Origin of the sequence: Methylophaga thiooxydans DMS010, from assembly GCF_000156355.1 — a bacterium.
Taxonomy (GTDB): domain Bacteria; phylum Pseudomonadota; class Gammaproteobacteria; order Nitrosococcales; family Methylophagaceae; genus Methylophaga; species Methylophaga thiooxydans.
Genome location: NZ_GG657900.1, coordinates 1 through 15,719 on the forward strand (window position 1 = coordinate 1; position 15,719 = coordinate 15,719).

A 15,719-nucleotide genomic window follows, 5' to 3' on the forward strand; every position below is an offset into this window, starting at 1 on the left:
TGGCGAAACTACTCCTCGCTTAACCAAACGTCTCAGCAAAATCCTAGCGACTTGGTCTGGCTTCATACCTCCAAGAGTGGTGAACTCGACCTCTGGCTTATGAGGGTCACCTAGATCACCATAAACCCGAACCACACCACCAACTTCATGGTACTCAGACTCATAGAGCTTCCCTTCGACCTCAACAGAAACAAAACCAGACATAACAAACTCCAAACTAACTATAGGTAATTAATGATCTATTTAAGCTGCTTTATATAAGAAGTAAATGCAGAAGATTCATCATAACTGCCACCTAAACGATCAAGTGGTTTTAAGTTCTCTCTAGTGAGAAACACTCTGGCAAAGAGAATGATTTGTGTGGCTTTACTGACTAAAGAGTCAACCTCTCTAACCCACTTCGCCCATTTCTCTAAATCTTGATAACTGAGCTGATTTATATCGGCATCTCTCAATTGATTGAGATTGCTTTCAAGCTGAATAACCACCAACTCTCTGATGTCGTTCTCATCATACAAAGCCTCTAAGCCAGCAATTTCAGCAACAGGACGTTCAACATAATGAGGCCTTTCAAGGGTTACATTTTGAGCAGCCTCAATAGCTTCAACCTCTTGCACAGTAGCTTTCACGGTAATTATAAGTTGATTACTCCGTGTCTTGATCATGCTAGACAAGGCTTTAGATATGGTAGGAAATTTATTCTGTTTAAACGGGCTAAGTTTAGAATTAGCCCAATTGGCACCTTTTTCCTGAGCCTTTAGTTCCGAAACCTGTTGTTGAACAGAATCAATATCAAACTCTCTTAATGTGGCACGGTTTTCAGATTCAGTAACAAAACGGTCGAAGCGTTTCGATAGAGTGTTGAATTCAACACCGAAGTAACTGGCACCACATAACTGGCCGATGTTAGTGGTATAGCCATCTTCAGTTGAGACAATATAGCCTTTGTTATGAGGCGAATGACAAGTTGATAAACCACAACGAATTTTTTCAGTAAAAGTATAATTACCTAGAATCTCCTTTAATTTATGGTCTGATGGATCGAGGTTTTCCTCAAAACCAGCTAAGTCTTGAATATCTCCCCATGAATCAACACGGATTAAGCCTTTCTCGGTATTTAGTGTAATCATCGCTTAAGAATGTGACTCCATTTGTTAATTATCACCAATTCCATATTAGCAGCTCACGGGATGCTTTTTTATTGTGATTTCCACCTACCGTGTAATTGATATTTAAAGGCTTATTTGAGAGGCCTTTAAAGACCTTTTTAATAGTGTCGTGGTCGTTGATGCTGATGAGCATTTTGCCTTGGATAGTTTGGGCCAGTTCTGCCATGGTTTCGTATTGTTCTAAACCAAAGTCTTGACCGTAACCTGCGGTTTCATAGTACGGTGGATCCAGATAGAACAGTGTGCCTGGTCGATCATATTTCTGAATGCAGCGCTGCCAGTCTAGGTTCTCGACGTTGGTTCTGGCCAGGCGAAGGTGAGCGGCGCTCAGATCCTCCTCGATGCGGAGTAGATTGAGCCGTGGCGGACTGGTAGTGGCGGTGCCATAGCTCTGGCCGTCGACCTTGCCACCGAAGGCAAGCTTTTGCAGATAGTAGAACCTGGCTGCACGCTGGATATCGGTGAGCGTTTCGGGTGTTTTGGCTTTTTCCCATTCAAACAGTTGTCTGCTGGATAAGGCCCACTTGAACTGCCGGACGAATTCTTCAAGGTGGTGCTGAACAACCCGGTAAAGGTTGGTCAGCTCACCATTGATGTCATTAAGCACTTCGACTTTGGATGGTTCCTTTTTGTAAAAGAGCGCTGCGCCACCAGCAAAGACTTCGACGTAGCATTGATGTTCCGGAAACAGGGGCAGGATGTCTTTTGCGAGTCGGGTTTTACCGCCCATCCACGGGATAATTGGTTTGGCCATGTTTTTCCTCTATTGGTCTGGCACTCGCTGGTGCTGGATTAAGAGGCTCAATGGCCTTCAGGTTGTTGAGTGTCTTACATCGCGGACACTTGATTTCGATTTGTACGTATTCAGCTTTAGCCAGTAACCGGCTGCAGCCACCACATCTAACTTCTTTCATGTGAGCCTCTATCTGTTTGTGCTAGGCTGGCCCGGCTGCGTCGACGCGGCGGGATGGCCTTGGTTGGCTCACAGGGTATGTGCCTGTGGGTTGACGGCTCGGCAGTGTTGGCGCACTGCCGAGTCGCTGTCTCTTCCTTTACTTCAGTATTTGGTCTAGCGATTTGTATTGGCCATCTTCAAAATGAAAACGGCCAAAGAAGCGAACCAGACCATAGAACCCAACAGCTTCTATAGCTGCTGGCAATTGTAATGACCAATGCAGCCGCTTGACATCTCGCAGCATGGCTTTAAAAAAGCCTCGGTCAGCTGAGAGACGATCCTTATCACCACCACCACGTTGGTAGTTAAAATCGTGATGACGGCAACTCGCCTCGAAGAACCAGCCAAATAACAGCTTAGCAACTGGTTCGGGTAGCCAGTCAGGGCCACAGCCATTTCCAAAACTGATTTTTTGTTCCGGTGTCAGGTCTGACCAGGATATTTTTGATTGCTTAGGCATTAGCTGTAATCCACAACAATCGCGTCAATATCAGCTTGAATCACATCCGGCTGCTGCTCATCTTCGTGCTGTGTTTGAAGTGCATAGAGCAAGTCTTCATAGTCCTGCTTTTTTCCAATAGCTGGGCCAGCCACACTTTTATAATTGGACGCATTGCTAATGATTCGTCCGACTAGGGTTGCTTTATCAACGCTGGCTCTCTCTGCAACAATGAAGTCAATCAGTGGCGTCGGCGCGGCATTGTCCGACTGCCAAGCTATTGCTTCTGGCTCTTGCGTTGGGAAGCTAGCAATTTCTTCAGCCGTATAAAGACTCGTGACTGGAGCCATGGCTAGTTTGAATTTCTGAACAATCTCAGAATGCTTATTAGCAAGCCGATCATCGATTATTAGTTTTGAATCTATGACAGATTGAATTTCTGACTCATCAATTTCAGTCATGCCAGACTTAATTAAATGATCTTGTGAGCCATCGGATTCAAATGCAAAGACATTATTATTTTCGTCTTTAAAATATTTCATTATCTAAGCTCCCACCAAACATCAAATCCCGAAAGAACTCCAGCTCCGGCTTGATATGTGCTACCGTTCGGAATAATCAAATTAACGTATTGTTCATCAGAATCACCTGCGATAGTGCAGATAACTTCACCGTCAACAAGGAAATTACGAGGCCCACTGCCAGCGCTTAGAACTATCGCCAGTTGAATAGATCTACCAGTAGTGTTTGTATAAGTAACACCCTCTGAACGACTGACAAAAACGTCTTGCCAGACCTGCCCCTCGCCAATAGCCATCGTTTTGATTTTGGCATCAAGCTTGTCGGGGCTGATAATACTCTCAGTCGTATCGGTTCCCGTATTCCATGTCGTCTGATCCTGAATAGGCGTACCGGCAATCGGGTCAATATCAACAAACATCACGGTGGCTGATTTAGCCAGACCGACGACCACCTTTTCGGATGGCGCAGTTGCAGTAATTTCCCCCTCCGTACTGCCAGACAGATAATACTTGTCACCCACCGTCAGGCCGGAGAACAGCGCCGAACGACCAAACGCTTCGACCAGGCTGTTGGTGACATCCGCAAAGCCGACCATCTTCTGTTTGTCGGTACCGTCGGCAATGGCACGGTCATAGCGGCTGTTGGCAGTGTCCCAGTACACGGCATCGCCATCGGCTACTGATGGACCAAAGGTGACATCTTCCAGCCGTACAACGTGGTTGGTGGCTGAGACCAGCTTGACGATGGCTTTCTGCAGCAGGTTTAAATCACCATCATCAGGTGTGAGGCCTGCATTAGTGATGACGTTGCGTAGTGACTCGCCCATTTTGTAGAACCAATGCGCGCCGGGCCATGTCGCTGGTGTACCGGATGTAGGATCACCATTTGTTGGATAACCAACTGACGGTACTGCTGGGGCATCAGGAGGTGATGCTGAAGCATCCGCTTCATAATTACGTGGTTCCATTATTATCCTCCGTAGGAAAAAATGAGTGTGGTGTGATCGGGTTTTAATCTATGGAGTGTGCATTCGAGGCGCTTATTGCCCCATGATGCTAATGGCTCATCGACGCGGCCATTCACTCTCCAATAGCTAATCGTTTCTTCAGGCGCATTGACCTGCCATGCAAACTGCCAAGACTGCCCATAAAGCGGTTTATTGACTCGGTCTGCGACTGTCCAGCGCGAAAACTCGGTGATAGTGACTTGATAGCCAATCGATTCTGCAATGGCTATAAAATACGGGATGCTTTGCCCCCCTTTATTGGTCACTTTGGCGTATAGGCTAGCCAGTCGCTGCTGAAGGGTTTGCACGTCATCTACGCACGGATCGGGCAGCGCGTAAGCGGCTTCCCACTCATTAAGCATTTCATAGGTGGTACGCGGGTCTGCTTCGTCTAACAGGTCATCTTCACGGGCGTGAAGGATGGCAAGCTCTTCAGCGGTTGATTCGAACAAGCCGATAAAGTCAGGATCGTGTTGCAGATCGTCCCAAAGCAGGCCGCGAGGCATTAAGGCCATCAGCATAGTGAGGTATTGCTGGGTTTTTATTGCCATGTGATATCACCTGGCACGAGAATTTGGCCTAGCGTTAGCGTGACGTCTTCTGTCGGGCTAACTAAAACATGATCGGTCTCACCAGCAGCGATACTAATCGCTTCTCGGATATGGCTGACTTTGATAGTGCCTTTGCCATTACCATCTTCTGGAATCGCTTCTCGCGAAAGTAAGTCGGCTATTTCGGATTCAACGGCTGCTTTGACAACCGTGGTATTCGGTGTCAACGCGATAGTTAAATCTAAAGCGACAGGGATGGGGGCAACAACATAGATCCCGGCTGTAACAGGGTGCTGTTCAAAAATATAGTCATACACCGCTTCCACTTCAGTCGCATCAGGGATGATGCTGTCATCGTTATCTCTCACGAAACGAACGGTGACAGTGCCTTCACCCATCTCACCCGGATATTGCCATGCACGGGTAACACCTGGCACTTGTTTTGACCATCTAATGTAGTCATGTGCCGCGCCACCTTGAGCCGGTTGCTGGATGTTTTCGATATGACGTTGACGCCAACTTTCAAGCTGCTCGATGTCGGTACCATTGTTAATACCGTCTGCGTCAACGATGGCTTGGCCATTAATACCGGCAAGGGTATCGACAAAGGTTAAGGCAACGCCAGCGATGGCATTGGCTTCAGCGCCTGGCAAAACGGCTGTGACTGAAATAACGGCTTCACCACCGACAATAGTGACTTCATCATCGACTGTGTATTCAACCGCATCAGCACGTTTTAGAGTTTTACCGGCTTCGATAACAGCGCCATTGGTGCCGGTGACTTCACATTGGCCGATCGCGTATTCGAATGGGTTTCGCTCGGTGCCTTCAATTGATGCGAGACGACCAAAGTGCGCTTCATCGGCGCTATCAGGCAATAACTGCTTCGCTTTATAGGCTTGATAGCCATACATCTCATGCATGCCACCCGCCATGACCGTGGCAAAGATATTAAACGGTGAACGGCGCAGACGTGGCTGACCATCGGTTCTGCTATCAATATTCGCCGTTAAACGGGCATGTAATTCTGCCAATGAAGGACGTTTAAACGCCATTGAAAGCCTCCCAGGCATAATTGAAATTTAAAAGCTGGCCGTCTGCTGTTTCGATGTCGATATCTAAGGCTAACCATTCAGCGCGTGGGTAACTGGCTGTGACTTGCACGGAATCAACCACTTCATCATCAATGAGATGCTGCAAGGCTTCATCGGCATAGTCTTCAGCGGCTTTTCGCACAGGCTCGGTTTGCTTTTCACGTTGTAACAACCAAAGCCGTGAGCCGATCAAGTCACCAGAAACAGACGCCAAGGCATCGCCCCACCAGCCACGTTTATCATTGGTGCCATCGGGGATGACGTCATCTGAGTCGGCTTGTCTGTCAGTGAAAAGCGCCACGATGACGGCTGTTTCCAGTATCGCGACGTAGGTAATTTTTAATGGATCGGTTTCCAGCACAAAGCGTGGACGACCATTTTTATTCACCATTTTGATAACAAAATCCATCATGGTGTCATACTCTGATTAGGGTTACTGGTGGTGCCGCCACTATCGCCATTATGATTGTGGCCGTTATAAGTAGAACGCATGCTCGCCATGGTCAGACCATCGCTATCGACGTGATCGATAATGTCGCCGGTGACGTTCAGTTGGCCTTCGATACGAAAAACCGGCACTTTGGCCGTGATTTGTGTGTTGGCAATCAACTCCATCAGGCCACCCTGCTTGAGGTGAACGAGTTGTCCTTGACTATCGTAGAGTGCAACTTCGCCCGGCTTGAGACTGACTTGACGATAGCGCTTATCATCCATCTTGATGCAAACATAGCCATTGGTTTTACCGCCAATAGCCGCGACGACACCTTTTGCTCCGGGTAGTGGCACGGATGTTATGCCGTAATCTTGAATGCGAGGCACCTCAATCACCTCACCAGATAAGGTTTCGATCTGCACCATTTGAATCGGTGGTGCGTCATTGACTTTAAGCAAGGCACCGACACGTAGCATTTGTTGCAGGCCACGTTTTAATGGTGACAGTAATTTCTGTAAGCGACGCATTACCAGACACCGCCTTCATCGTTTGGCTCTGGCAGGGCTTGTAGTTCAAACGCTTCAGGCAAACCAAGGATCAGCTCAGCGCGCAGCCCTTTATCATCAACTATATAGGTGATGCCTACGATCAATAGGTCACGATTGACATTCAGGTAGTGGTCTTTCACTGCGATAAGGCAATTGGGTTCGATCAATTCATCGTCTAAATACCAGCTCAGCATCGTGTAATTAAATGTCTGAGCTTTCGCTGCAGAAATATTTCTATGCCATGTGGCTCTGGCTTTGCAGCCAGCGGCATCTAAGGCATCTTCAGCTAGAATAATTTTAGGTCGATGACGAGTAACGGCTTTATCTGCCACGGTAGCTGACACCGATACCGTATCTATCCAGGCACTGCTGGTTTGGCCTTTAACCGTGTAGTGACTAAAGCGTTCGCGTGATGAGCGTTTACGACTACCGGCTTTAATGTTGACACCGGTTTCTAAACTGCCTTTCAGGCGTCGGGTTCCGGAACGTGTGATTTTTAGGCCACCCAAACCATCAGACACTAGCAGTACTGCTCTGATTTTAGCGACGGTATCGAGCACTTCAAAGGTGCTTTCACCTTCATCTGATTTCATTGTGGCAAACGGTTTGCTGGTATCAACCGTTGAGGACACCGGAATACCGTATGGCTCACAGAGTACTGACGCACCCTCTAATTGGTTACGACCAGCCCACTGAAACGATGGCGCGCTACAATCAACCAGGTCACCGGTTGCATCACGCCCTGCTACTTGAATGCCATTAGTGCTGTCATCATAGCTATGATCAACTTCATCAATATAGCCAGTGATGACCGTGTGATCATCAATCGTCACCTTGCAGGAATCGCCATCGTTAATAGGGCGTGGCGCGCTGTTTTCAGACCATTTATCAGTCAGCTTGAGATTAAACTCATTCGCAATTTGAACAATTGAACGATTGATCCGAACCTCTTCCCAGCCATACCAGTCCAGACCATTCACTTTCAAGGCGACATCATGCATCCAACACCTCCAAAGTCTGACCACCGGGTACAAATCCGGGGTGACCGATGTTATTGCGAGAGACGATATCGGTTGCACGATCAGCGTCTTGGTAGAGCTGATGCGCAATCACTAATGAGGGCAATGTCGCTTGTGGTGTATAGCGACGAACTTGCTTGAGGTTGGCGGCACGTTCTGTCAGGTCTTGAACCATGGAAGCCCGTAAATCTTGCAGTGCGATATAGGTCTCATCGTCTGCCGCTTGCATTTGCTCATCTAATACCTCAGACAGTTCATCACGTGCGGCAATCGCATCTTGAGCCGAGTCATAATCACGGGTACTAGCCACTCTGGCCGCTTCAATTTGTGATGATTGTTGTACCAGGTTAATGATTGCCTGCTGATTTGAGGCTTGCTGAACACGACTTGGCGTGGTGGTTGGCACGGCGGCTGATTCGCTACCAAAGCTGAACAGTTTACGAAACTGAGTCATGGCAGAAAGACTGCCGACACTGCCAATCACCTGCCCCGCTAAGGCATCGGGCAAACCAACAAAATCGGCAATGGTGGCATCGATAACACCTAATCCGGAAAAGCGTGACTCGATATCGGATAAGACGGTTTTCGCCTGTTCTTTCACCCAACCTGGAAAGCCGGTAACGCTGTATGCCGATGTAAATTGTTGCTTCACTACAGCTTGTGCGTTTTTGGCCGCTGCATTGACGCGTTGTTGCGTGTCAACTTTTGATGTTGGCTTGGCGCGTGACTCAGCTTTGTAAAAAGTCAGAGTAAATCGGGCAATACCACCTTCTTTATTGGTTTCACGCAAACTGCTGGGGCCAGCCTGCACACGGACACGTCCGAGGTAACGATGAACTAAGGTGCCAGAGCCTTTTTTGTTTAAAGCCTCAATCAGTTTGTCACGCTGCTGCCTGTAATCTTCACCCACTACAAAAGCAGGAAAGGAGTACACAGCATCTTTGCCGCCTAAGTCTTCGGCATAGGCATCATCTTTAAAGGGATAATCATGCAACTGGACACGGCGACCAAATTCGAGCGTATGGTCATCAACATAAAACTCAACGCCACGGAATGAGGATTGTTGAAGTTGCTCGCGCCATGTCAATACTTGTTCGGCCATTACAGATTCCCCACTGTAGGGCCAGTATCGACATTAATATCCATGTCATCGCTTTGGATATTTTTGACCTGGACACGCTTATCGGTGACTTCAATTTGCAGTTGGCTGCGTTTTTCCGCACTTAATGCGGCCTGAGCATTATCATTACCAAACAAAGCCAAGGCTTTAGCAATCGAACGGCCTAATGCGTCAGCAAACTCAGTGCCTTCTAATGCATTATCATAAATAACCTTACCGGCTCCGTAACCTGCCAAACCAGCAGCGCCAACTGCTAAACCAGCAGTACCCATCGCTCCGGCACCCATCGCTGCTATTGTTTTCATATTTGGCGCTGCTCTAAGCATTTGCCTACGATTAGGTTTTTTTACTTTTGGTTTCTTTTTTGGATCCATACCCGTTGGATCCATGCCGCCGCGCATATTGACAACATAAACAGGCGTTACCCCATCCATCCCGCCTAGTGCACCACCCATGGCGGATTTAGCTTTGCTGCCTTTAACAAAGTCGGAGATACCCTTGCCACCTTTATAGAGTTTCCTCGCTAGGATAGCTGTGCCACCGACTGCAACCAGACCTGCTGCACCTTTGATGAGCATATCCAGTGTTTCTTTATCAATGTCATTGATCGTGTCCGCCAATGATTGAATGTAGGTAGTCAGGTTTGAGTCAGCAAATTGTTGCCAGGCAGTGTAGAGGTTTCGCATAGCGCCTGCGGCATCATTTGCTGCTCTGGTCGAGTCTTCTAATGTGGTGGTGCCATCAGCGTGGACATTCATGAATTTATCTAAGCTTTCCAGCCCACCAGTGCGCTGGAACTCGGCAGTGGAAGAATTGAATGCACGCATGGCTTCTGCATCAAACACGGTGCTTAACAGTGTTTTTTTGCCTTGTGTTTTTTTGATAATGTCGACCATGATTTCATTGATTGGTCGCAACACTTCTTCGCCACGACTTAAAGCTTCAGCATCAAATATTTTGATGCCGCCGCTTTTGAGCATGTCTATTTTCTTAGCATCACTCAGTGTCCGCATTAAGGCTTCAAAAGCCGTCGCTGCCATCTCTGATGAGCCGGTACCCTGACGGATAACCTGCAATGCCGCACCCATCTCACGAATAGCAGGAATACCTTGCCGCCCCATCGAGGTGTAAGCGGTGACAACACGAGGGCCTAATGCCGCAATATTTTGCAAGGTGAACGCGCCTTCTTTACCTTGCACATTGAGTGTGTCGAGTGCCGTAAGCACGTCTTTTTCCAAGACGATGCCCATTTTCTGGAACTCACCTAGCACTTCACCAATCGATGTGCCTTCTGCACCGGTTGCCTGGATGGCTAAACCAATGTTGCGGATATTGGCTTCAGCAAAGTCCAGGTCACCGGTTTTCTCGACAATAGATTCAATCGCGCTGGTGATTTGACTTGGGTCAACTCTGATGTCGGGTGATTGTGCCGTTTCATAGATTTTCTTTTTCAGTTCATCGATTGCTTCAGCACCGATATTGGCTTGAATGCCTAGCCGAGTGAAGCGACGCTCAAGCGAGACTAAAAACTTGGCTGTTCCGGCACCAGCGGCACCGGTCAATAGTGCGGTGTAACGATTGCCTAACTTATCAAGCCCGTTACCAAAGCTGCTGACACTTCTACGCAACACGCCCATTTGACGTTGGCCTGTTTTGCTAAAGCGTTTCCAACGGTCTTCATTAACACGCATCTGGCGGCCGAAGTTACCTCCGGCGTTGATGTTGATGCTGGTTGTTAAGTCGTTTTGGCTCATCGTTTCATTAGCTGCGTATAAAAGAGTCTTAAAGGTCTATTTAATGTGTAGTTAAGAGGCGTCTGGCTGTACTGGCTGAACTTAATCGTCTGCCAGTTCAGGTTCTCCGCCAGACGCATCATGCTTCCCCCGCTGCATGACAGACTCCAGCACTGCCTGGTCTAATCGTTCTGCATGAAACTGAAGCAGCTCAAAATCTTCACGGTGAAATTTACGCAGGTCATCAATATCAACAATGCCGTCATAATCACCAATAGATTCAATCTGCTTCGCCAAGGTATGAAGCCCCATCAATGTCGGACTGACAGCAAACACATAGCCATCATCTGATGCCGTGACACGTTCAGACGCTAGCCCCGCATCAATGATGTCTCCAGGGGTTAACTCTCGCAGCAAGACTGTAGTGTGGGTTTTATCGCCCATTTTGACGCCGTGTTCGAGTGAAATTGTTATCGTGGCCATGCGTTTATACCTTCTCCGCCATATCGCCTGACATCTCGACATCCGCACTGGTCATGCCATGCTCAATCACATTCACAGTGAAGGCGTTACGCATTAAATAACGTTGGCCGGTATCAGTGATAAACGTGACGGTTTTGTTTTTCCACTTATTCACCTCTGTCACGTCAACCGTTGACGTGAGCAGGATTTTAAACTTCAGGTTCGGTGGTGAATCTGATTCGGTGAAATAGGTTTTGCCACCATGGCTCGACGGTTCTCTTGAAACACCACCCGGATCTAACGTGGCTTCGTTTTCTGACTCAATAACACCGCCGTCAATTCTGACTTTTACTTTTCCTGTGACTTGTTCGCTCATTGCTTACTCCTAAATTTAACGACGATATTCAGTGTGCACAGCCGTGACACGTAGGTTATTGATGAGTTTTGGTGAGTCATACATATCCAGACGGTCTGGATCGTCATCATGAATTTCAGCGATGATTGTGGCTTTATAACCTTCATAATCCTGGCACCAGCCGCGATCCATAAAGACGGTATACAAGGCTAAAAACTCATCTTCCATGGCATTAGGCGTCACCACCGCCTGACCGGCTGGAATATCAAAATCATCATCCGCCAGCTTGTGACGCGGGAATTTTTGAGACACCATTGCCCGTTGCTCAAAGCGGATGCGTTCTAATGTTTCTGCCGTGTTGATGTTGAGATAACTGTCATCAGCAAAGCCGGACGCATTGGTTTGATACATACTGATTTGACGTTCAATTCGTACCAATCCACCACGATCAACACTGTAAGTAGCAATACCATCGAACAGCAGCTGATTACGCTCGGTACCATCCCAACGCAGTTCTTTTTTCGGTGGCTTAATACCAGGCAATGCCAGCGTTCTTAGCTGACGTGCCGGGTCAATTTGCAAGGAAGCGGCAGCGACAACACAATTGACGCCAGCCCATAGATAAGGCGGAGTCGGTGAGTCATTGGTACCCATGCAGGTGACGTGTGGGCCATTTCGTCCACTGCCAAAAGTCCCGGTTTCTGAGTGGGTGCCTTTAAACGCAGTAAATGCCCGAAAGCCGATGGCACGCATTGGCCCCCAGCGACTTTCTGCTTCGGCTTCTAGCACCACTAAGTTGGCTGTATCGGTATAAGGCACTGCAAGCCAGTTGTACCATTCATCACCAATAGCAGTGAACACATCAGTAAGATCAGGATTACCGGTACCGCCAGACATGGCCACAAAGGTGAGGCCGACACCATCAGGCAAGGCTTCATCGTAGAAATTGAGTCGCATATCAATATCGTTGCCGGTTTCACCTTTCCACTTACAAGTGATATCGACCTCAGTCGACTCTGCACCATTAACTTCGGCTGTTACCGGTAAGGTCGTCTCTGCCGTAATGGCTGCAACGATAGCGCTGGCAATATCTTCATCCGTGTCAGCAGCGTCAACACCAATGAGTAAGCGATAGCCTGCGATGTAAAGAAAGACTGTGCCTCCTCGCGTGGCCGGGCCAGTAACGGTGATTGACCCGGTTGCTTGTTCACCGCCTGATGCATCATCTAAAGCCAAGAACCACTTTTCAGTAAACTGATCGGCATTGATTTGTGCCTTGCCCATTTCAGCCAACATAGAGCCTCGACCAAAATACGCTTCCAATTCTTCAGGGCTATTGGCACGAACTGCTTGCCCCGCTGGAATCGTGCCGGTTGACAGTCGCTGACCGATAACCAGCATTTTAAAATCAATATTGGCATTACCTGCCAACCGATTACTGAACTCAATGGCTGTAAACGGTAGACGTAATTTTTCAGGAATCGTATCAAAAGAAATAGCCATGCTTATGCATCCTTATCAGTTGAATCTGTGGGTTTGGCAGCAACGGCTTTTTTGGCATCCGTTTTAGCCTTGGCCAACGCTTTTTTAATGTCGGCGTCACTGGTTAGCTCAATCGCATCACCGTCTTTTATCCGCTTCAGGTAATACACTTCACGTGGCACGTATTCACCGTGCTGATTTAACAGACCGCCGCGTAGCTTTCGCACATTGACAGCCTGCTTGGCGGGTTTGATAAAAATTCGGTCTGGCATGGTTTATTGCTCCAATGTTATGTGGTCAATAGCGTCGGGTTCGTCGTCGCCGTCGACCAATGAATGTTCAGCATGAAAGGTGACAAAATCAGCCAACGTTGATGGGTCAAAGTCATTAGGAAATGGCATATTTGGCAACTCAAAAGTGACGGCATACATCGTGGCTTTGAAGCTTTGCTCCAGCTGCATTGAAAACAGATTCCTGACATTCTTCAGCGCCAGTGAACCGACCCCTGCAATCGTCGATTCATGCAGCTTAGGAATCAGTGCCGCTAAAATGTCATAAGCACCAATGGTGGTTGTGTCACCTCGACGCCGGGCGCTGTGGTTACCAACGTGACGGGTGATGACATACACATCAAAACGGCCATTGAGGCTACCGCGTGAGTTGCCTTGACCACCGAGAAACGTGGTGTAAACGCCCGGCGTTCTGTTTGAGGCAACCAACTGTTTCAGTACTGCCAAGTTCAACGCGCTGGGTAACACTTCAGCAGCGCTTAATGTATTGCCAAATAACGCCTGTGCTTTTTCAATGATGTGATCTTCAACGGTGCTAATGCTGTTCATATAAAGCTCTTATCTTTACGGTTAAAGACATTGCCACCGGTGTTGATTTTCACTGTGTTTTGGCTGAGAGGTTTGGCACCTTCTGTACTGATACCAATGCTCAATTCGCCACGGGCGATGCTTTTGAGTGACTTGACTGCTTCGTTGTACCGGTCTTTTACTTCATCGGGCGCTAGATTTTCGTACAAGTAATAGCGTGTAATTTCGCAAGCAATACGCACCAATGACCTTGGCAGCGGGTCAATCGGCAGGCTGTAACGGCCACCCAGATAACCATCAATCATGCTGTCTGAGTCGGCAATGGCTAAATTAATGACGTCCGTGTCCAGCTGACCCGTGTTTTGCTTATCCGTAAGCTGGATCAGTTCATCCTCTCCATATCGGGTGACCAGGTCTTGTTGTGTGCAGTAAGGCATCGTTGAGATATCCGCTTATAGCTCGACAACGCTGAACATCGGATCGGCTTCCAGGATGGCGACCTCTTCTTCGCTCAGCTCGACATCATCACTGCCTGACCAGGCACGACCTAAACGACGAAACCCATCCCGCATCACGGTCACACGGTAGTGTGGTAAAGCGTTCTGTTTGGTGCTTGGTTTAGAATCAGGGTCACTGTCGGTTGTAGTGGTTGTTGTGGTTGTGCTGTTTTTGTCTGAGTCACCGCCACCCCCATTATCATCAGCTTCTGAATTCGTTTTAGACTGAGCCTGCTTTTCGTCCTGAATGACTTTCCAGGCTTCATCACGCTCTTTGGCTGTAATGCTGTCCAGACCATCAAACTTTTTCAGTTCTTCGACGGTAGGCTTTTTGTCGAATGCCTTCTCACGTAGCAGTTGTAGTAAGTTTTCCATCATGCGTTCCTTATCTTGGTTATCAGGGCGGAAAACCGCCCTGATAAAGTTGTCTTAAAGGCTGATTAACTACGCGCCGCCGGTGGAACCGACAGACAGTTGCCAGAAGCCATACACGCCAGTCGCTCGCGCTTCGGCACCAAACTTGTATTCACGCTTATTGAATACATCATCGTTTTCCATATCCGTCTGGCTGACGAAGACAGGCTTCTTACGCATCTGGATAATGAAAGGCTTCACAGCGTTGCGGGTGTGGTGGAGGAACCAGACAGTATCAGACGTTAACCCCGGATTGACTTCAATTTTGGCTGTGCCTTTGTAGGGGTTCGGGCTGTCATCGTCGAGCTTGTCGGCTTCGACCAATTTACGTGCGACAGCTTCCAAAGCCGGTGGCACTTCGAGCAAGTCGGGTACCAGACGCAATGGCATGCCTTCGTCATCGGTGAACTTCATCATTGCAGTACGTGCCGCACCGTAAGACGCCGCTGCAGCCGCTGATGTTGCCGCGCTCAATGCCACTGTCAGTTTGTTCGATACCGAATCTTCATTCACTTCATGATCGGTGTCATAGAAGTACTGACCATCAAGACCTTCATTAATAAAGGCGTTGTTTTTCAGATCGTCCAAGATGATGTCGTGCAGTTCACCCGCTGAGTCACCCGCCATATTGGCTTGGGTGTTGTAGATACCCAAGGTGTCATCTTCGATATCGTTACGATCAACCGCGATGGTCGTTTCCCAATCTTCATTGGTGGCAGTGTATTTACCGGCTTTCAAGGCTTTGACATGCTTTTCACCCACCCATTTACGCATTTTCGGGAAACGTTCTAACCAGGCGTAGTCTTCGGTCTTGGTGCTAGACATGACCTCCATCGCAGTCAGTTGCCAGTTACTGGTTCGGGCTTTGAGTGCGTTATGGAAGACGGTTTTCAGGCCAATAAAAATATCTTGAATAGCCTGTTTGTTAATGATGATGCCGCCAAACGCCAGCATTGGCATTGCATCACCCATCATGGCCGTATTCAATGAGGCAGGGCCGGTCATTAGGCTGGCTGGCAATGACCAGTCAGCCGCCATCGCGGAGGTCATCATTACGAGAGCGCCGACGATGGCCATCGGCAAGAGAATCAGTTTTTTCATG

Annotated in this window: 22 protein-coding genes; all 22 read right to left on the reverse strand. The window is 48.2% G+C overall.

Annotated elements, in window-relative coordinates:
- The coding region (locus MDMS009_RS11745; RefSeq protein ID WP_008290359.1) for a hypothetical protein at nucleotides 1-204 on the reverse strand (204 nt) is incomplete at its 3' end.
- 35 nt (nucleotides 205-239) lie between these two features.
- Nucleotides 240-1,130: a hypothetical protein gene (locus tag MDMS009_RS11750; RefSeq protein WP_008290170.1), complete on the reverse strand. Its 891-nt coding sequence runs from the start codon at nucleotides 1,128-1,130 to the stop codon at nucleotides 240-242.
- 31 nt (nucleotides 1,131-1,161) lie between these two features.
- On the reverse strand, nucleotides 1,162-1,923 hold the full coding sequence (locus MDMS009_RS11755) for a DNA adenine methylase (RefSeq protein WP_008290345.1): 762 nt from the start codon (nucleotides 1,921-1,923) through the stop codon (nucleotides 1,162-1,164).
- A complete protein-coding gene (locus MDMS009_RS16755; RefSeq protein WP_081443579.1) occupies nucleotides 1,889-2,083 on the reverse strand; it encodes a Com family DNA-binding transcriptional regulator in 195 nt (64 codons plus the stop codon). Before MDMS009_RS16755 ends, MDMS009_RS11755 begins: the two co-directional genes overlap by 35 nt.
- 138 nt (nucleotides 2,084-2,221) lie before the next feature.
- Entirely contained in the window at nucleotides 2,222-2,584 is a 363-nt protein-coding gene (locus MDMS009_RS11760) for a hypothetical protein (protein ID WP_008290144.1), read from the reverse strand.
- Nucleotides 2,584-3,105: a hypothetical protein gene (locus MDMS009_RS11765; RefSeq protein ID WP_008290664.1), complete on the reverse strand. Its 522-nt coding sequence runs from the start codon at nucleotides 3,103-3,105 to the stop codon at nucleotides 2,584-2,586. The genes MDMS009_RS11760 and MDMS009_RS11765 overlap by 1 nt, the downstream gene beginning before the upstream one ends.
- Nucleotides 3,105-4,052, reverse strand: a complete 948-nt coding sequence (locus MDMS009_RS15885) for a hypothetical protein (RefSeq protein WP_008290149.1) — start codon at nucleotides 4,050-4,052, stop codon at nucleotides 3,105-3,107. The genes MDMS009_RS11765 and MDMS009_RS15885 overlap by 1 nt, the downstream gene beginning before the upstream one ends.
- Before the next feature lie 2 nt (nucleotides 4,053-4,054).
- Nucleotides 4,055-4,642, reverse strand: coding sequence for a YmfQ family protein (locus tag MDMS009_RS11775; protein ID WP_008290129.1), 588 nt, complete (start codon nucleotides 4,640-4,642; stop codon nucleotides 4,055-4,057).
- The gene (locus MDMS009_RS11780; protein ID WP_008290140.1) at nucleotides 4,633-5,697 is read right to left on the reverse strand and encodes a baseplate J/gp47 family protein; all 1,065 of its coding nucleotides are present in this window, start codon (nucleotides 5,695-5,697) and stop codon (nucleotides 4,633-4,635) included. The genes MDMS009_RS11775 and MDMS009_RS11780 overlap by 10 nt, the downstream gene beginning before the upstream one ends.
- A complete protein-coding gene (locus tag MDMS009_RS11785; protein WP_008290120.1) occupies nucleotides 5,687-6,148 on the reverse strand; it encodes a phage GP46 family protein in 462 nt (153 codons plus the stop codon). The genes MDMS009_RS11780 and MDMS009_RS11785 overlap by 11 nt, the downstream gene beginning before the upstream one ends.
- A complete protein-coding gene (locus MDMS009_RS11790; RefSeq protein WP_008290167.1) occupies nucleotides 6,145-6,696 on the reverse strand; it encodes a phage baseplate assembly protein V in 552 nt (183 codons plus the stop codon). The genes MDMS009_RS11785 and MDMS009_RS11790 overlap by 4 nt, the downstream gene beginning before the upstream one ends.
- Entirely contained in the window at nucleotides 6,696-7,718 is a 1,023-nt protein-coding gene (locus MDMS009_RS11795; protein WP_008290121.1) for a phage baseplate assembly protein, read from the reverse strand. Before MDMS009_RS11795 ends, MDMS009_RS11790 begins: the two co-directional genes overlap by 1 nt.
- A complete protein-coding gene (locus MDMS009_RS11800) occupies nucleotides 7,711-8,838 on the reverse strand; it encodes a DNA circularization protein (RefSeq protein WP_008290153.1) in 1,128 nt (375 codons plus the stop codon). Before MDMS009_RS11800 ends, MDMS009_RS11795 begins: the two co-directional genes overlap by 8 nt.
- Nucleotides 8,838-10,610: a phage tail tape measure protein gene (locus tag MDMS009_RS11805; RefSeq protein ID WP_008290161.1), complete on the reverse strand. Its 1,773-nt coding sequence runs from the start codon at nucleotides 10,608-10,610 to the stop codon at nucleotides 8,838-8,840. The genes MDMS009_RS11800 and MDMS009_RS11805 overlap by 1 nt, the downstream gene beginning before the upstream one ends.
- A gap of 81 nt (nucleotides 10,611-10,691) precedes the next feature.
- Entirely contained in the window at nucleotides 10,692-11,072 is a 381-nt protein-coding gene (locus MDMS009_RS11810; protein WP_043887794.1) for a phage tail assembly protein, read from the reverse strand.
- Between the two features lie 4 nt (nucleotides 11,073-11,076).
- A complete protein-coding gene (locus tag MDMS009_RS11815) occupies nucleotides 11,077-11,427 on the reverse strand; it encodes a phage tail tube protein (protein ID WP_008290154.1) in 351 nt (116 codons plus the stop codon).
- 15 nt (nucleotides 11,428-11,442) lie between these two features.
- Complete coding sequence (locus MDMS009_RS11820; RefSeq protein WP_008290164.1) at nucleotides 11,443-12,909, reverse strand: phage tail sheath subtilisin-like domain-containing protein; 1,467 nt, start codon at nucleotides 12,907-12,909, stop codon at nucleotides 11,443-11,445.
- 2 nt (nucleotides 12,910-12,911) lie between these two features.
- The gene (locus MDMS009_RS11825; RefSeq protein WP_008290139.1) at nucleotides 12,912-13,160 is read right to left on the reverse strand and encodes a DUF2635 domain-containing protein; all 249 of its coding nucleotides are present in this window, start codon (nucleotides 13,158-13,160) and stop codon (nucleotides 12,912-12,914) included.
- Between the two features lie 3 nt (nucleotides 13,161-13,163).
- Nucleotides 13,164-13,727, reverse strand: a complete 564-nt coding sequence (locus MDMS009_RS11830; RefSeq protein WP_008290165.1) for a phage protein Gp37 — start codon at nucleotides 13,725-13,727, stop codon at nucleotides 13,164-13,166.
- Nucleotides 13,724-14,143 carry a gp436 family protein gene (locus MDMS009_RS11835; protein ID WP_008290132.1) on the reverse strand — a complete coding sequence of 140 codons (420 nt, stop codon included), beginning with the start codon at nucleotides 14,141-14,143 and terminating at the stop codon, nucleotides 13,724-13,726. Before MDMS009_RS11835 ends, MDMS009_RS11830 begins: the two co-directional genes overlap by 4 nt.
- Nucleotides 14,144-14,158: 15 nt before the next feature.
- Nucleotides 14,159-14,581 carry a hypothetical protein gene (locus MDMS009_RS11840; protein ID WP_008290141.1) on the reverse strand — a complete coding sequence of 141 codons (423 nt, stop codon included), beginning with the start codon at nucleotides 14,579-14,581 and terminating at the stop codon, nucleotides 14,159-14,161.
- Between the two features lie 66 nt (nucleotides 14,582-14,647).
- Nucleotides 14,648-15,718 (reverse strand): Mu-like prophage major head subunit gpT family protein, encoded by a 1,071-nt coding sequence (locus MDMS009_RS11845; RefSeq protein ID WP_008290173.1) that lies wholly within the window; start codon nucleotides 15,716-15,718, stop codon nucleotides 14,648-14,650.
- Nucleotide 15,719: the final 1 nt, after the last annotated feature.

What these genes read in the sequence shown, in the direction of transcription:
- MDMS009_RS11750 (WP_008290170.1), bottom strand. Translation starts at nt 1,130, where the DNA reads ATGATTACACTAAATACCGAGAAAGGCTTAATCCGTGTTGATTCATGG.
- MDMS009_RS11755 (WP_008290345.1), bottom strand. Translation starts at nt 1,923, where the DNA reads ATGGCCAAACCAATTATCCCGTGGATGGGCGGTAAAACCCGACTCGCA.
- MDMS009_RS16755 (WP_081443579.1), bottom strand. Translation starts at nt 2,083, where the DNA reads ATGAAAGAAGTTAGATGTGGTGGCTGCAGCCGGTTACTGGCTAAAGCT.
- MDMS009_RS11760 (WP_008290144.1), bottom strand. Translation starts at nt 2,584, where the DNA reads ATGCCTAAGCAATCAAAAATATCCTGGTCAGACCTGACACCGGAACAA.
- MDMS009_RS11765 (WP_008290664.1), bottom strand. Translation starts at nt 3,105, where the DNA reads ATGAAATATTTTAAAGACGAAAATAATAATGTCTTTGCATTTGAATCC.
- MDMS009_RS15885 (WP_008290149.1), bottom strand. Translation starts at nt 4,052, where the DNA reads ATGGAACCACGTAATTATGAAGCGGATGCTTCAGCATCACCTCCTGAT.
- MDMS009_RS11775 (WP_008290129.1), bottom strand. Translation starts at nt 4,642, where the DNA reads ATGGCAATAAAAACCCAGCAATACCTCACTATGCTGATGGCCTTAATG.
- MDMS009_RS11780 (WP_008290140.1), bottom strand. Translation starts at nt 5,697, where the DNA reads ATGGCGTTTAAACGTCCTTCATTGGCAGAATTACATGCCCGTTTAACG.
- MDMS009_RS11785 (WP_008290120.1), bottom strand. Translation starts at nt 6,148, where the DNA reads ATGATGGATTTTGTTATCAAAATGGTGAATAAAAATGGTCGTCCACGC.
- MDMS009_RS11790 (WP_008290167.1), bottom strand. Translation starts at nt 6,696, where the DNA reads ATGCGTCGCTTACAGAAATTACTGTCACCATTAAAACGTGGCCTGCAA.
- MDMS009_RS11795 (WP_008290121.1), bottom strand. Translation starts at nt 7,718, where the DNA reads ATGCATGATGTCGCCTTGAAAGTGAATGGTCTGGACTGGTATGGCTGG.
- MDMS009_RS11800 (WP_008290153.1), bottom strand. Translation starts at nt 8,838, where the DNA reads ATGGCCGAACAAGTATTGACATGGCGCGAGCAACTTCAACAATCCTCA.
- MDMS009_RS11805 (WP_008290161.1), bottom strand. Translation starts at nt 10,610, where the DNA reads ATGAGCCAAAACGACTTAACAACCAGCATCAACATCAACGCCGGAGGT.
- MDMS009_RS11810 (WP_043887794.1), bottom strand. Translation starts at nt 11,072, where the DNA reads ATGGCCACGATAACAATTTCACTCGAACACGGCGTCAAAATGGGCGAT.
- MDMS009_RS11815 (WP_008290154.1), bottom strand. Translation starts at nt 11,427, where the DNA reads ATGAGCGAACAAGTCACAGGAAAAGTAAAAGTCAGAATTGACGGCGGT.
- MDMS009_RS11820 (WP_008290164.1), bottom strand. Translation starts at nt 12,909, where the DNA reads ATGGCTATTTCTTTTGATACGATTCCTGAAAAATTACGTCTACCGTTT.
- MDMS009_RS11825 (WP_008290139.1), bottom strand. Translation starts at nt 13,160, where the DNA reads ATGCCAGACCGAATTTTTATCAAACCCGCCAAGCAGGCTGTCAATGTG.
- MDMS009_RS11830 (WP_008290165.1), bottom strand. Translation starts at nt 13,727, where the DNA reads ATGAACAGCATTAGCACCGTTGAAGATCACATCATTGAAAAAGCACAG.
- MDMS009_RS11835 (WP_008290132.1), bottom strand. Translation starts at nt 14,143, where the DNA reads ATGCCTTACTGCACACAACAAGACCTGGTCACCCGATATGGAGAGGAT.
- MDMS009_RS11840 (WP_008290141.1), bottom strand. Translation starts at nt 14,581, where the DNA reads ATGATGGAAAACTTACTACAACTGCTACGTGAGAAGGCATTCGACAAA.
- MDMS009_RS11845 (WP_008290173.1), bottom strand. Translation starts at nt 15,718, where the DNA reads ATGAAAAAACTGATTCTCTTGCCGATGGCCATCGTCGGCGCTCTCGTA.